This window comes from Petroclostridium xylanilyticum (assembly GCF_002252565.1).
In the GTDB taxonomy this organism is placed as follows: Bacteria; Bacillota; Clostridia; order SK-Y3; family SK-Y3; genus Petroclostridium; species Petroclostridium xylanilyticum.
Window position 1 is genome coordinate 203670 of the sequence record NZ_NPML01000018.1, and the last position, 15851, is coordinate 219520.

General features: G+C 38.3%; 15 protein-coding genes. 3 read left to right on the forward strand and 12 right to left on the reverse strand.

Features of this window, described 5'->3' with window-relative positions; all coding sequences use genetic code 11:
* Positions 1 to 45: 45 nt before the first annotated feature.
* The 3 genes from CIB29_RS10870 to CIB29_RS10880 all read right to left on the reverse strand — a co-directional run bounded on the left by CIB29_RS10870 (position 46) and on the right by CIB29_RS10880 (position 3752).
* Positions 46 to 1623, reverse strand: coding sequence for a DUF3794 and LysM peptidoglycan-binding domain-containing protein (locus CIB29_RS10870; protein ID WP_198543840.1), 1578 nt, complete (start codon positions 1621 to 1623; stop codon positions 46 to 48).
* A 128-nt stretch (positions 1624 to 1751) separates the two neighbouring features.
* Positions 1752 to 2018 carry a Veg family protein gene (locus CIB29_RS10875; RefSeq protein WP_094549613.1) on the reverse strand — a complete coding sequence of 89 codons (267 nt, stop codon included), beginning with the start codon at positions 2016 to 2018 and terminating at the stop codon, positions 1752 to 1754.
* Positions 2019 to 2153: 135 nt separating this feature from the next.
* Positions 2154 to 3752 carry a SpoIIE family protein phosphatase gene (locus tag CIB29_RS10880; RefSeq protein WP_198543841.1) on the reverse strand — a complete coding sequence of 533 codons (1599 nt, stop codon included), beginning with the start codon at positions 3750 to 3752 and terminating at the stop codon, positions 2154 to 2156.
* 139 nt (positions 3753 to 3891) lie between these two features.
* On the opposite strand from CIB29_RS10880, the gene yyaC reads away from it, so the two are divergent.
* Entirely contained in the window at positions 3892 to 4503 is a 612-nt protein-coding gene (gene yyaC, locus CIB29_RS10885; protein ID WP_094549617.1) for a spore protease YyaC, read from the forward strand.
* Here the strand turns inward: yyaC and CIB29_RS10890 are convergent.
* The 8 genes from CIB29_RS10890 to CIB29_RS10920 all read right to left on the reverse strand — a co-directional run bounded on the left by CIB29_RS10890 (position 4500) and on the right by CIB29_RS10920 (position 12903).
* Positions 4500 to 5006 (reverse strand): hypothetical protein, encoded by a 507-nt coding sequence (locus CIB29_RS10890; protein ID WP_094549619.1) that lies wholly within the window; start codon positions 5004 to 5006, stop codon positions 4500 to 4502. The two genes, yyaC and CIB29_RS10890, sit on opposite strands and share 4 nt — an antisense overlap.
* A 285-nt stretch (positions 5007 to 5291) precedes the next feature.
* On the reverse strand, positions 5292 to 8405 hold the full coding sequence (locus CIB29_RS10895; protein WP_242965163.1) for an efflux RND transporter permease subunit: 3114 nt from the start codon (positions 8403 to 8405) through the stop codon (positions 5292 to 5294).
* Positions 8405 to 9577 (reverse strand): efflux RND transporter periplasmic adaptor subunit, encoded by a 1173-nt coding sequence (locus tag CIB29_RS10900; protein WP_094549623.1) that lies wholly within the window; start codon positions 9575 to 9577, stop codon positions 8405 to 8407. The genes CIB29_RS10895 and CIB29_RS10900 overlap by 1 nt, the downstream gene beginning before the upstream one ends.
* Positions 9578 to 9675: 98 nt before the next feature.
* Positions 9676 to 9840, reverse strand: a complete 165-nt coding sequence (locus CIB29_RS18545; protein WP_157910277.1) for a hypothetical protein — start codon at positions 9838 to 9840, stop codon at positions 9676 to 9678.
* 91 nt (positions 9841 to 9931) lie between these two features.
* Positions 9932 to 10729, reverse strand: a complete 798-nt coding sequence (locus CIB29_RS10905) for a Cof-type HAD-IIB family hydrolase (protein ID WP_157910278.1) — start codon at positions 10727 to 10729, stop codon at positions 9932 to 9934.
* Between the two features lie 145 nt (positions 10730 to 10874).
* Positions 10875 to 11402: a hypothetical protein gene (locus CIB29_RS10910; protein ID WP_094549627.1), complete on the reverse strand. Its 528-nt coding sequence runs from the start codon at positions 11400 to 11402 to the stop codon at positions 10875 to 10877.
* A gap of 15 nt (positions 11403 to 11417) precedes the next feature.
* Positions 11418 to 12032: a J domain-containing protein gene (locus tag CIB29_RS10915; protein ID WP_094549629.1), complete on the reverse strand. Its 615-nt coding sequence runs from the start codon at positions 12030 to 12032 to the stop codon at positions 11418 to 11420.
* Positions 12016 to 12903, reverse strand: coding sequence for a DUF5685 family protein (locus tag CIB29_RS10920; RefSeq protein ID WP_094549631.1), 888 nt, complete (start codon positions 12901 to 12903; stop codon positions 12016 to 12018). The genes CIB29_RS10915 and CIB29_RS10920 overlap by 17 nt, the downstream gene beginning before the upstream one ends.
* Positions 12904 to 13167: 264 nt before the next feature.
* Between CIB29_RS10920 and CIB29_RS19460 the strand changes: the two genes are divergently transcribed.
* Entirely contained in the window at positions 13168 to 13290 is a 123-nt protein-coding gene (locus CIB29_RS19460) for a hypothetical protein (protein ID WP_278335846.1), read from the forward strand.
* Between the two features lie 7 nt (positions 13291 to 13297).
* Positions 13298 to 13540, forward strand: coding sequence for a hypothetical protein (locus tag CIB29_RS10925; protein WP_242965164.1), 243 nt, complete (start codon positions 13298 to 13300; stop codon positions 13538 to 13540).
* A gap of 28 nt (positions 13541 to 13568) precedes the next feature.
* Here CIB29_RS10925 and CIB29_RS10930 read toward each other — a convergent pair whose 3' ends face one another.
* Complete coding sequence (locus tag CIB29_RS10930; protein WP_157910279.1) at positions 13569 to 15845, reverse strand: ATP-binding protein; 2277 nt, start codon at positions 15843 to 15845, stop codon at positions 13569 to 13571.
* Positions 15846 to 15851: the final 6 nt, after the last annotated feature.

A 15851-nucleotide genomic window follows, 5' to 3' on the forward strand; every position in this document is an offset into this window, starting at 1 on the left:
AGCAAAAAAGCAGTTTGGCTGCTTTTTTGCTGCCTTTTAACTTTTTTATCCAACTTTCTTCTGTCTTTTTGGAATTAACAACTGCTGCCCCGGACGAAGAACATCCGGATTTTCCAGATCATTTGCACTTGCTATTTCCTGGATAGTAGTACGGTATTGTTTCGCGATTTTCCAGAGTGTATCTCCTTTTTGTACGAAATAAATGATAATGCTTGGAGACGGTTTTTCGTTTTTAATATTGAAAGGTGCTGCATCAGCTTTAGTAATCAATTCTACCTGGGTAGTTTTTACAACCTTTGATTCCACGCCTACAATACATCTTACCTCTACTTCTGACGCCGCATTCATGCTGTAGCTGCAGTGATTAATCTCTACTTTTACATCACAAGCCATATCGGAAGCAGCACCTTTTACATCAATGTTGTGCTTGAATGGAATTTCCTGTTTATAGCTGTATACCGGATTTTCCTCACTGTCAGCCAGATAGAGGATATATGTATCAATAACTCCTTCAACAACAACTTTGCCGTTATCTACTGTTGTTTCAGTAATATAAGGCTTAGTAACCACATTGTACACCTGGGCAATGTCAGGAATATCCGCCGGAAGGTCTATTACCTGTTTGATAGTGGTTTGCGTTTTACTATCATCTACAATTTCATCAATGTTGTAAGTTTTCTTTTCAAGCTTAATATCGATATTTGGACTATAGGAATCTGCGACTATATCTACCGCTACCTCTTCACTAGCCCTGGTAGCTGCATTTAGTGCGGCTTCTATACTTAGGACCCGGGTCTCCCCATCACTATCCTCTTTAATGTTGAAATAGATATCCTGTATGTCGAATTCAAGGTCACAATGCATGCCCTCTTTTACTCCGTCCAGGTCAAAAATCTCGGTAAACGGGACTTCATGTTCCATAAATTGGATAGAGTTATCATCCATGTCTCCTATATAAAGGGTGCATACATTTAGTTCACCTTTGACAACAACTTTATTATTAATCACCTTAACATCTTTTCCCGTAATCTTTGTATCAATCTTTAACAAATCTTTTATAGAAGGTTTTCCGGCAGGAACCTCCATATCTTCTCTTATAATAAACTGTTCATTGCCCTCTGCTACAATATTGTGGGCTTTCACATTTTTCTTAAGTACCTGAACATCCTCCTCACCGGTAATATCGGTAACCATATCCAGGTTGAGTGCATTGAGCACTTTACAATCCATGCTTACAACAGCTTTTACATTGAGCTTCCTGCTGTTAATCATTGCAAATTCTATATGCTCTATATCACTTTCTATTTGAGCCTTCATATTCTGACGTGCAGATTTAACATCGATCTGATGAGTAAAATTGGAATTGGCATTAATACTTTTTACAGCTTTATCTGTCCCATCCGGAACATACAGAATTTTAAAATTTACCATACCGCTAATGATTACCTTATCCTGCTGTACTTCCTTATTGTTTATGATGGCTACCCCGTCTACCTGGAGAATCCTTAAGATATCCGGTTTAACATCAGGAACAATTATATCTCCTTCTACCAATGTCTGTGTAAATTCCTCTGCCACTACTTGATTTATATTGATTAGTTCCTTGGTGAGTTCAAGCGCCATTAACATCCTCCCCCTTAAAGTTATATGCGTTTGTACAAATTCTACTATGTAATATATATGAAGGATAGGAAATATTTATGACAAAAAAAGCTGATAAAAGGCGGCAAGCTTTTGCTTGTCGCCTTTTATCAGCTGCATTGAGTGACTTCATTATTTCCACAAACCACTAGTTCAACAGTTTTTGTAAGTACATCTGTATAGCTATAAGAAACTCGTCGCGTCATCTCATTTTCATTATCAAGTTTTATTACGAATATACTGGGATAGGTGCTTTCAATGATACCCTGTCTGATTACGGATTTCTTACGTCCCTTTTTTGCGGTCAATCGGACTCTTTGGCCAATGTTTTTTTCCAGATTCTTTTTTATTTTAAAAAGATCATTTTTCTCTATCATTATATCACCTCTTTTGTTTTATGGCCACCTTAATTATTATATCACAAATCAGAATATTTGTCAAAATAAAACGATATATTATAGCAAAACTTTTTCCACAATGCAAGGCCTAATTGTTGACATAAACGTAATTTATCATTTTATTTCTAAAAATACCAATGTCATATCGTCTAATATCTCGCTATCATCTAATTTTTCCCCATATTTAAAATTATATGTATCATTAATGATTAAATTTTTTATTTCATAAATATCTTTCTGTTTGTTGTTTAAAATAAGTTCTGTTAGTCTATGATTACCATACATCTCGCCGGAAGGATTTCGCACCTCAGTAATACCATCGGTAGAAAACAGTAATTTGTCCCCGGAAGCTAATTTTTCGCTATATTCCTTGTACTCTATTTCCTCTACCCAGTTACTTATAGGAATGCCGGCAGCTTCTAAACAGAATAGCTGCTTATCATTAAACACGATAGGCAACATATTATGTCCCGCATTTGCATATCTGATTTCTCCGGTGTTTATATCAATAATTGCATAAAACATGGTAATGTACATATTGGGTCCAAAATCAATTTCATTAAATTTTTGAAACAAATGAGTCAATACTTGTGCAGGAGATAGTTCATCTTTTTTTATGGTCTGCCTTAAAAACATGGTAAGCATGGAGGCTGGAACTCCGTGTCCGGATACATCGGCAATATAAACTCCTACATGTGAATGGTCAATTCGGAATACATCAAAAAAGTCTCCTCCTATAGCTTCGCACGGTCTGTACATATAGGTAAAGCCTATCCCATCTGTTTCTAATTCCTTTGGAAGTAAACTGTATTGCATTTTCCTTGCAATTTGCAAATCATCATTTAGTTTTTTATTCTGTGCTTTTATTTTTGCCTCCATCAACCTTTCCTGGGTTACATCCCTTAAAACCTCTATTACTGCCTCCACTTCTCCATTTAAATTTTTAAGAGGCGAACTCATCACAGAATAAATTTTGCCGTTGATTTTTTCCTCCTTTTGCTCTGCCTTGTACAAAGTTGCAGCTTGTTTGGAAACACAATCATCACAGGGTACGGTCCTTCCGATCACTTCAAAGCACTTTCTGCCAATCAGATAATAACCTAATTCTTCCTTCATTGCATTATTTGCATAAATAATATTATCTTCAAGGTCTACTACTCTTACCCAATCCTCCATACCATTCAGAATACTTTCAATAAAATGGATATGCTCTTCTATTGAAATACTCGGCTTATTATAATAAATCATCTCTTTTAATTTAATAACATGCTGTTCTTCTTCTTTTATAATGGAGTACAGCAGCTTTTGTACCTCATCATTTTGAGCGTTTTGTGCCAGCTTGGAATAAAACTGCATCGATCTGTACTCCTGTTCTAAAGCATCATTAACAATCTCTTTAAAGCTTTTCTGCTTATCTAAAAATACATCCTCTTTCGGCAATATAAAGTAATTTACAAGGGATTGAATAGTTCCTGCAACATGATTTTCAAATATGGCATGTTCATTTTGTTTATTCCATTTTTCCAGTGTTTCTTTATATAAATTTTTAAAAATTGCAGCATGGTTTCTTTCTTCATTTGCTAAAGCCAAAAATACCTGCTGCCTCTTCTCATCCTTCTTTGCATTAGCAAACATTTCATTGTACAGCTTCACGCCATCTTCTTCAACAGATATCGCAATTTTTAAAATATCCAACTCCGAAAAATTATTCATTGATGTCCGCCCCCTCTGATACAGCTTTATAGCAATTATACCATATATTAGTGGGTGGTGAATAGTGGTCGAAGTATACATTTATTGAATGTGGAGAAAATAAATAAAAGGAAATGACTTTTTATGGAGGATCATTGATATGATAGAATCTCAGCAGCACACCATTTATATCAATAGCAATCACCCCGGTGCCTTTAGAGAATTTACCCTGGCATTATCAGAACTTTTGAACGATGCTTCTCTTCCCCTGTATGATCATATTATCATCATGTGCATCGGAACTGACCGTTCTACCGGGGATAGTCTTGGACCATTGGTAGGATACAAACTTAATAATCTTAAATATCGAAATGTACATGTATTGGGAACGCTAGACCAACCGGTGCATGCAAAAAATCTGGAAGAAAATTTGCAATATGTTAAAATGACTTACAGCAATCCGTTAATTATTGCTATTGATGCCTGCCTGGGCCGGACGGACCATATAGGGTATGTCACAGTATCAAGAAAACCTATCAAACCGGGTGCAGGAGTAAATAAAGATCTCCCTGAAGTTGGAGACATTTCCATTACCGGAATTGTTAATTTTAGCGGTTTTATGGATTTCGTCGTCTTGCAAAATACCCGGCTGAGTATTGTAATGAAAATGACAGACCTGATTACATCAGGTCTGAAGTATGTACTGTGGAAACAGTGCAACCATACGATCGCGCCATACAGTTTAGTGAAAAGGAAAGATTTTATTTTCTAAAAGTATTTTCTCCCGTTACCCCTGAAAGTAAAGAAGACTCCCAGCAAAATAAGAATAACAGGAACCATATATCCTTTTGTCAATGTATTAAGAGTGGTCCCAAGAAATATAATTCCTATTCCGCCTATGATAAATACAGGTATAAGTACACCACCGGGTCCCCTGCCAAAGAAATAATATTCCAATAGCCCTATAGCTAAACCTGCGGGAAAGATTGGCCAAAAGGTTGTCATCAGTTCCCAGTTACCGGTATAGGTACAAACAGCAAAGAGAATACCGCTGGTGACAAACATTCCGCCAGGTACTAATATTTCCCCATTTTTATAGGGTCTAGAAAAATAAACCAGATGAAAAAATATTCCTAACCCCAATATGACTAATGGAAGAAGCCATAGTAATAAACTCCATGAAAGATTGTTAACCCCATCTTTTGAGAACAGAAAGAAGACACCTGATAATATTAAAATAATTCCTATAATGGGATGGTTGTTGCTTCTTCTCATATATATCACCTCAAGCTTACTTTCCCCTTTTCTATCAAACTATTCATGCTCCTAATAAAATATTCAGGATAGTATGAAAATAGTGGGGAGTGAACAGTGGGGAGCGGGGAGTAAAATCGAAACCACAAAAAAAGTCCGTTTTAGCAGGAAGAAGGGATGCGACTTGGGGACGGTTCGTCTGTCGAATGCGCTTTTCATGCGACTGAGGAACCGTCCCCATGCCGAAGCCCTGAGCAATCAAGCATATTTTCATCATTATTTGCGCCAGTGTGCCCGGTATGGCAGTTACTGTCCAACCGTCACAACTGTTTTATTTTTCTTTTTAAAAACACGCTTGAACTTTCTTCCAAAGTCGTCGAATAAGGTATAAAGTACCGGTATAAATACCAATGTCAGCAGCGTAGAAAAGCTCAATCCGCCGATAACGGTGATAGCCATTGGTGCTTGCTGTTCTGCCCCCTCACCAATTCCAAGCGCCAGAGGTACCAGACCTAGTACGGTGGTTAACGTCGTCATAAGGATTGGCCTTAATCTTACAGGCCCTGCCTTGAATACCGCTTCATTTCTTTCAAATCCTCTACCTCTCAGGATATTAATATAATCTATTAACACAATTGCGTTATTTACAACAATTCCGGCCAATATGATAATTCCGGTAAACGCCGGGACACTAAAAGGCTTCCTTGCAATACTCATGGCAATAGCTACACCGATAAATGCCAGCGGCACCGAAAACATAATTGTAAAGGGATGTAAAAGGGATTCAAACTGGGAAGCCATAATCATATATACCAATATGATTGCAAGCAGGAAAGCCAGACCAAATGCCTTGGCTGCTTCAATCATATCTTCATTTTCTCCGCCCAGCTTCACTTCATATCCTTGTGGAATTTTCATTGCATCAATTTTCTTTTGTATATCTACAAATACACTGCGGGCATCTCTTCCGCTGATATCTCCGGTGACATTGACCTGCCTTACCTGGTCGTTCCTCTGGATGCTGGCCGGTGCTTCATTGATAATAATATCGGCTATTTCATATAAAGGTATCTGCTGTCCGGTTGGAGTTGCAACCGTGATGGTTTCCAAATCCTTTAAATCCTTTCTTGAGTCAGATTGCAGCCTGACTCTTACATCTATCTCTTCCCCGCCAACTTTATACCGGGTTGCCGTTTGCCCCATGATTGCCGTCTGCACCGTATTGGCAAGCGTATAGGCTGAAATTCCGTATTGGGATGCTTTTTTTCGGTTCACCCTTACCTGCGCCTCCGGAACGGTCTGTGAAACAGAGGAGCTTACTTCCCTTGTGCCTTCCACTTTTTTAACTTCTTCTACCATTCTATCAGCAAGGTCCTTTAGAATCTCTAAATCATCCCCCTTGATATTGATGGAAATAGGCTTGCTGCCACCACCCATGGACATCATGCCCAGTTTTTCAACACTAATCTTGGCACCGGGGATATTTTTAATCTTTTCACGAAGTTCATCCAAAAGCTCATTGAGCCCTTTTTTTCTGCTGCTCTTTGAACCGAAAGATGCATAAATGGTAGCAGTACTTGGTTCCTCGCTTTCTCCATCCATTCCAACAAGTACAAATCTATATTTCAGTTCTTTAAATTCCTGCAGCTTTTCTTCCAAAATCTCTGCTATCTTGGCTGTTTCTTCCACTATAGCGCCTTTGGGCAGCTTAATTTTTACAGTAAACATGCCTTCGTCGGTTTGCGGGAAAAATTCTGCTCCGGTAAACATTGCCGCTAGGGCAATACTGAGGATAAGCAGCAAGGCAGTCCCAAAAATCACTGTTTTTCTATGTTTTAGTGCCCACTTAAGCAATTTTTGATAATTTGATTCCATTCCCCTGAAGAATCTTTCAAAAGCACGGTCAATTACAGCGATGGGGGTGTGTTTTTTCTCCAGGTCTTCCATTCTCTCAACCTTTAGTATCTTGGAAGCCATCATCGGAACCAGTGTCAGCGCTACCACCAGTGAAGCAATCAGGGAGAAGGTAACGGTCAGTGCCATTTCGCGGAACATTTCAATCGCCATATTGTCCCTTATGAAAGCAATAGGTAAGAATACCGCAATAGTAGTAAGTGTAGAGGCGGTAACAGCCATTGCTACCTCGTTGCTTCCTTCCCGGGCAGCATCTATACGCCCGTATCCTTCCTCACGATACCGATAGATACTTTCCAGCACAACGATACCGTTGTCCACCAGCATCCCTACCCCTAATGCCAGGCCTCCGAGAGACATCATATTCAAGGTGATACCGCTAAAATATACAAGGATGAACGTGGCAATAATTGAAATAGGGATTGCTGTTCCTATAATAAAGGTGGTCCTGACATTTTTTAAAAAGATAAATAGAATTAATATTGCCAGTACACCGCCAACGATAGCATTGTTGGTTACGCTGCCCAGCGACCGTTTTACGAAGTCCGCCTGGTCAAAAACCGTTTCAAATTCTACATCTTTGAGTTCTTTTTTGATTTTGTCAAGTTCTGCATTCACTTTGTCCGATACTTTTACAGTATTAAAGCCCGACTGTTTTCTAACCATTAGCAATACGCAGGGCTTCCCATCCATTGTTGCTTTTGCTTTTGTATCTTGAAAACCCTGTTGTACCTGGGCTATATCTTTTAACTGTATGACTCCCTTTGCAGTTGGGATAGGAAGGCTTTCAATTTCACTGATATCAGAGAACTCTCCGGTGGTTCTTACAGTAAATTCAGACTTTCCTTCTTTGAGTTCTCCTCCGGGAAGGTTCAGATTTTCAGCCTGTAAAATCTGCTTTAATTGAATGAGGGATAAGCCATACCCCTGCATTTTTTGAGGGATGATATTAATTTTAACTTCTCCTTCCAATCCTCCAAAAATTTCTACTGCGGCAACACCTTTTAAACGTTCCAGGCGGTCTTTTACCTTGTCTTCAGCCAGCGATTTCAAGCCTGCAAGGTCATCTCCATAGGACATTCCCACCTCAATAATTGGAATCATACTCATATCGTATTGATAGATGATGGGATTTTTTACGTCATCGGGAAGGGCGGATTTAATCATATCTGCTTTTTCGCGCATTTGCAGCGCTGCATAGTCCATATTGGTCCCCTGGGTAAATTCTACCATCACCATGGATATCCCGTTTGCGGAGGTAGAGGATACCTTTTTAAAATTATCTACTGTGCCCATTGCCTGTTCCATGGGCTTTGTAATCATTGTTTCAATTTCTTTGGGACCGGCTCCCGGATAGTTTGTAACAACAACCGCCATAGGGAAGGTAATATCCGGGAAAAGGTCCAGGTTGAGTCCGGCCAGTGATACTACTCCCAGCACAATAATCATGAACACCATCATGATAACGGTAACAGGCCTTTTTATAGCTATTTCTGAGATTCTCATTATTTTGCCCCCCCTACCGGCTGCACTTTTTCCCCATCAGCTACAAACTGCTGTCCTTTAATAATAACCAGTTCGCCTTCTTGAAGGCCACTGATGATTTCATAGTTTTTATCATCTTTGAATCCGACTTTTACATCTCTCTTCTTTGCAACATCTCCTTCCAGCACAAATACAAAGCTGTTAGCATTCCGGGTTATGACGGCTTCCATTGGTATTACTACGACACTGTCTTTTTTGTCAGTAACAAATTTTACTTCTGCAAACATACCCGGCTTGAGCTCATGCGTTTCATTTTTGATGATAATTTTCACAGGATAACCGATGTTTTGGCCGGTAACAGCAGGACTCATGGCATCTACCACTCCCTTAAACTGCTTGCCTCCTAAAGACTGGACTGTTACAAGCACCTCTTGTCCTTTTGTAATCTTATTGATGATTCTTTCGGTTACCGTTGTTTCTACAACTACTTTATCCATGTCTACAATGGTATAGGCCGGCATTTGCTGGGATACCATCTCTCCCACTTCTATATTCTTTTGTGCCACAATACCGGAAATAGGTGTTCTTACATCCGAATCTTCGATATTCTGTGATACAGCTTCCTTTTGAGTTGTAATTACTGATTTCGCTGCTTTATTTTGTAAAATCGCATAATTGTCCTGGGCATTCTTATATTGTACTTCTGCCAGTTCAAGTGCCTTTTTATATCCATCCAGTGCCTGTTTGGATATTGCTTCTCCTTCATATAATGCCTTACCATTTTCATAATCGGTTTTGGCATTATTGTACTGGATTTCAAGCTGTTTTAGTGATGCTTCCGCCTGTATAAGCTGCTGTGTGAGTTGAGCATCCAGTTGCTCCAGCTGCTGGTATAAACTTTTCTTTTCAAGGGTAAATAATATCTCCCCTTCCTTTACCCTATCACCAATATCTTTCAGTACTGATTCTACCTTACCAGGTACCTTGGGAATAATGGATACTTCTTTTAACGCATTGATACGCCCTGATGCTGCATATGTAACCTGGATATCCCCTTTTGCCACTTTATATGCCTCTACAGGAGTGAGCGGCACTACAACCTCTTCCTGTTTCTTTTTGCCACACCCTGAAAAAAGTGCTACTGTCATAAACACTGTTAAAATTAGACTTGTAATTTTCCACTTTGTCATCATTAACTACCTCCAAATCTTTTATCCGTCCTTTAAATACGTAATAGGAAAAAAAATGTCTGCATAAAGTTCAAACTTTATGCAGACATTTTTTTGTACAGTTATTCAAATCCTCTTTTTGTAGTCATATTATTTGGAGGGGTTTTATATGGATTTTTCTTTTTATAGCTTTGTGCAGGGTCCATATCGTCCAGATCTTTTTCTTCAACCATTTCTCCCTTAAATCCAACCCTCCGGTTATCGTATTGTACGTCTTTCTTAGCCACGGCAATCCTCCTTAAATAATTGAAAATTGGTAATTGACAATTAATTTTTATTTTTGTCCTCAATTAGGATTGCCAACTGCATCCTTAATTATTATAAAAGAAACTTTTCGATTGCATGAGCCACACCATCTTCTTCATTAGATAGAGTTATATAGTCTGCCAGTTTCTTTACTTCTTCCGGCCCATTGTTCATACATACCCCCAGGCCGGCATATTCTATCATACTGATATCATTATAGGTATCCCCAATGACCATAATCTCTTCCCTGTTGATTCCAAAATATTCTCCTAAAAATTTTACTGCTGCTCCTTTTGTTCCATATCTATTGGTAAATTCCAAATAATTGGGCTTTGAGAAGAATACATTTATATCTTCATCAACCAGTTTTTGCACCTCAGACTTTATTTCTTGCAGTCTTTCATGCTCATCAATTAAAATAATCTTGGTGGTAGGCTTATCTAAAAATTCACTGAGCTTTCCGACTGCTTTCATAGGTATAATTTTTGATAAACTATGGTAAAATTCAGCCCATTTACTCATTTCTTCCACATAGATTACGTCATCTACATAGACATTGCAATGAATACCAGTTTTTTCGGCAAATCTAATAACCGGCATTGCGCGGTCAGGTTCTATTTCTTTTTTATACATAACTTGTCCGGTTTTAGTATCTACTACCCGTGCACCCTGGTAAGCAATTACAGGTATTTCCAAACCCAAAACATCCAGGTAGTGCTGTACCGATTGAGTAGCCCTACCGGATGCCAGGGTAACCTTTACACCTTTCTGCACGGCTTCACGCACTGCAGCAATATTTCTTTGGCTAATTGCAAGGTCATGGCGCAGCAGTGTATCATCAAGATCGATAGCCAATAACTTATATTGCATATTCATTCCTCTCTTTCTTTAGTGCTAATATGAAAATAGTGGGGGCCGATGTGACTTGGGGACGGTTCGGGGATGCGACTTGGGGACGGTTCGTCTGTCACATGTGCCTTTCATGCGACTGAGGAACCGTCCCCATGTCGCATTTTTATATTTTAAATAGCTTCCTAAGTCTATACTTATAGTATCCCGCCGCCATACTATAGCCATAATCATATACAACAAAGGCGATTTCGCCCAATACAACAGTGATCCATATAGGGAAGCGGGTGGTTATGGTCTCAAACAACATTTTAACAGTGATGATATACAGTATGTACATTGATATGTTAAATAACAGCAGCTTAATGATCCACTCTATTATAAGATTATTTATCTTTTCAACATAGTATTTAATAATTCCATAATAGCCAAAGAATAACACATAAGGGATCAGCATCAATTTATCAGGTATTATGATAAATGCCAATAACGCCGTAGAAATATAGGTAACCACAGCGGAAGAAACCCCAAATTCAATTACCATGGCAAGCAGGAACATGGAACTGATTGCATAAAAAAATAAACGGTTGGTAGGCAGTATACTGGCCAAATACAGGCAAATTACCGCCAAAGCAGTAGCAAAACCGCCCAATGCCACCTTTTTCCCAATATTGCTATTCTGTGATTCAACCATTCTTTATCACCCCTATTAACAACAACTAATAAGGTCTCCTCCCAAACATTCACAACAGCAATCGGCACAGATCATGGAGGTGCAGCAATCACAGGTTGACATACCGCCACCGTAGCCCATTCCTCCGCCGACATTCCTGTAGGTTGTATTTCTAAAAGTTATATTATTTAATGCCGCCCGGTATTCAGGATTGGCAGGGTTCATATTGACTGCCTGCTGGAAGTATTGACGCGCCTGGTCATACCAGCCTCTTCTAAGTAATACAGCCCCTTTTAAAAAATACCATTCTGCATCGTGATTAGGAATATTTTCAAGCATACGGTCGGCTTCGGCAACATTACCCATTTCAATCATACGGCGTATTTGTATATATGCATCATAACTATTACTATTATAGTTCTGATTTCCCCAATTATTACTCTGACTTTGCTGACGGTGACCACCTTTATTTTTCATTAGAAAATCATATGCTTCATTGATTTCCTTCATTTTTTCCTGTGCCAGATCGGATAGAGGATTATTTGCATACTGGTCAGGATGATATTTCCTCGCCAGGTCGCGGTATGCCCTTTTTATTTCTTCCTCACTTGCACCCTCTCGCACTCCTAATACTTCATAAGGATTTTTCATATTTGGAACAGCCCCTTTTTTCAAATATTTGTCGCATTCTGTCTCTCAATCCCATGTAGATGATATTGTCCAATATGGTTTTATTATGCTTTATATCCAGCAGTTCAAAGCTTTTTGCTATATTATCCAGCGTAAAAGTCAAAGAAATTTCCAGCGATCCTTTTATTCTTTCCCTGAATGCTTCCATGTCTTCTTTTTCATCGTATTTATACTGCAATAATACGGGATTATAGCGGTTTTGTTTAGCATCCTTTTCAATATCATGAAAAGCGTCCAGAATATAAATCCATCTTCCCAGGTTGTATCCCATCCATCCCAGAATCCTTTTTGTTTTTTCGTCTTCGACATAGGGAGGGATAAAAATTTCCTGCATTAATTTTGCAAAAGCATCTGCACTCTCATCTATTATTTCACACTTGCTTCTTTCCAACTCAGACAATTGTTTTAAATATTGTTTAATATTCTCATACTTCCGGCGGTAAACTTCTTTAGCCTTTTTTACCGGCCTCAAATATGCCGGTAAAACAAACAAAGCCGGAAAAGATTTATCATCCTGCCAATCATCCAGTAATTTGAAATATACGAGTATTATGCTCATATAGGCACTATACTGAATATGCTGATTGGCCAACATAATGGGCTTCTTTTTGACAGGATTTGCAAAACAGCCTTCTATCGTAAATTCCTGCTTGTTTTCATGGATAGAAGACAGCAACAGAGCCAAAAATGCAAAGTCATAATTTAATCCCATTCTTACAGCCTGATTAAATTCTTTCCCCAATGCTTTGCACAAGCCACAGTAATACGCCCGAAAAAAATTGTATTCCCGAATCTTTAATTCATCTTTATATGGAATTACATAGCCAAACAATTATTTCACTCATTTCTAAACTCACTGTATACCAGCCACTATGTTTTACATTATTATCATTATTATTGTAAAGTAAAACTGGAAAAATAGCAATAAAAAAGCAAACAGTTCTTCTTAACATACCAGATTTATATATTTCCAGCATTCATTGATTTCTACAAATTCGTTCTTGATAACGGAAAAAAGACGGTTCTGGAGACAGGGGACGGTTCTGTTGACACCTTTATTTTGAGGTGATATACTTCGAAATGGAGGTGTCTTATTATGCCAAGACAAGCAAGAGAAAAAAGCAGCAGTGGGATATATCATATTATGCTAAGGGGAATAAATAGGCAAGATATCTTTCATGACGAAGAAGATAAGATGAGATTTACTGAAAATATTTAAAGAATTTATGATGGAAGAAAATAAAGATAAGTGCTTGGATGATGAGATTAAAAAAAGAAAGCAGTTATCAGATGAAGACGCTAGGAAGCTAGTTATGAAATTGATAAAATCAGATAACATACAAACACTCCAACAAATGAATAAAAATGAGCGAGATAATATAATAAAAGAACTTAAAAAGAAGGATGTTTCAATAAGACAGCTGGCAAGAATAACTGGGCTAGGTAGGCGGATAATTGAAAAAGCATAAAAGGCAGGTGACAGAGAACCGTCCCTTGTCACCTCTCTAATAAAATGGTTTTGTATTTTCCGTTTAAAGCCCTAAGCAACTCCAGTTCCCTTTGCTGACAGGTAAAAAGGATAACCTGTCTTTCTTGTGCAATCCTTAATAAGGACGCCAGTATGTTGTTCAATCTTTCATCATCATACTGGGCAAAGGGTTCATCCATAATTAAGGGAAGAGCTTCTTTTGCTGACAGCATATGCGCTACCGCCAGCCTTAATGAAAAATAGGCCTGGTCGATTGTACCATTACTCAATGTGTTAAGGTTAAGGACTCCATTGTCCTTATCGTGGATAACTACATCCAAATCCGGACCGGTATCTACTTTATAATATTTACCGGAAGTAACGGCACTTAAGATTGTACCCGTGTGATGATTGAGCAGAGGTGTATAATTCTGCTGTACTTCCTTGAGTGATTGATGAAGGAAGTCTTTGGCTATTTCTATAGCTTCCTTTGTCTCTTCATATTCTTGCTTTTCATTTAAAGCTATTTGCAGCTGTTCCTCAATATCGCCCGGATGGCAGTATTCTTTTAATAGAATCTCCAATTCCTTGCTGCATGAACTGATATTCAGCTCTATTTCTTTGAGCTGCTGCTTCTTCGTTTCTATTAATTGTTCTACTTCTACGGCAGTCATGTTCTCTTCTATACCATATTCCCCGGCAATCTGTCTGTATCGCTGATCATCTATTGGCTCTGAATGCTTCCAGTCGAGGCTTGCTGTTGTTTTATCTGCTATCTCCAAACTTTCACTCACTGTAGCAATTTCTTTCTCACTTTCTTCCATCTGTCTTAATATTTCCATGCGGGCGTAGAAAGCTTGCTTTAACTCATGTATAACGGCAGAAAGCATATCCTTTTCAATATCTCCAATTCCCTTTTGTGCTAGCTTCTTCAAAAGAGCCAGGTATCCTTCCTCTATTTTTTCAGAAATTTGCCTGTACTCACCATCAAGACTCTGTATAAGTTTGTTAATTACCTGGAGGTCTTCATATTTCCTCAAACCAATACCCAGCTGTTGCTGCTTCAGTTGTAGCTGCTCCATCCTGTATTTTATTCCACTGCTATAGTGGTAGAGCAGCATTATGATAATTGGAAACAAAAGGAATAAGGAATACCACAGCGGATGAATATCGCCTAATATAAGTGCTCCTAGTACTGACAGTCCGCTACTGGCAAAACCTATTATTTTGGCTATATTTAAATGGTTTTTCAACTCGGCTATCTTATCTTCAAGCAGCTGAACACGCACACCTGCCTGTCCAAAATTTTTACTCTCATGTTGAGTCTGCTGCTGTATTCTTTCTTTTTCGGTTGTCTGCAGTTCTATTTTATTTTTTAAGTCTTCGGCTTGTTTTTCCAGCAGCTTGATTCTTTCAAATTCTTTTTCAACATCCTGTATATCCTCTTTAACTATATTGGATATACTATTATACATAGCTAGCTGTTGTTCCAGCATCTTTCTCTTTTGTCTGCATTCCTCCAGCTTGTTTTTTAACTCCTCATAACGCTGTAATAATGGAAGCCTTTTATACTGCTTTATCATCGACAGTTCTTCTATCTCATTATGAATAAGCTGCAATTTCCCATTAAGCAGATTGAGTTTTTGCTGTAATTCCCGGGTTGTCTGAATATTTTTACATGCCTTTTCTTTTTCTGCCTGCAAATTCAAAATTGTTTGATTTACCTGGATTAATTTTTTATATTTTCCTGTGTTCCCCAATCCGATGGCATCCTTTATTTCGTCCAGCTTTTGAATGGCTTTATTGTAATCAATGTTCTCGTCACCATATTGGCTTAACCGTATAAGGCGTTCTATAATATCTTTACTACCTTTTTGTTCCATCTTTACTTCCATCTGCTTTACGAATACAGAAGATTCAAAAGCTGTAAGATTCAGTCCTGTCTGTTCTTCCATGAATAGGACATTCCCTTTTTTTACAGGAAATAAAGCTGTCACTTCTTGATAAGGTTCAGCCGTATATACTGATGCGGTTTTGCGGTTAAAATTCTTCTCTACCCTGTAAGTTTGTCCATTATCAAGTGTATATGTTATGATATTCACTGCTCCAAATTCCTTCCGCCCCCAAGGCAGGTATTTCTTTTCTTCTTTTTTATCCGGATAGTACAACATGGCTTTTATAAATGCCTGAATGGTAGACTTCCCCGATTCATTGGTTCCATATACAATATTAAAACCTTTGTCAAACTCTATCTCTTTTTTATCAAACTTGCCAAAGCCATTTATTAAGATTTGATCTATTCTCAAAAAAAT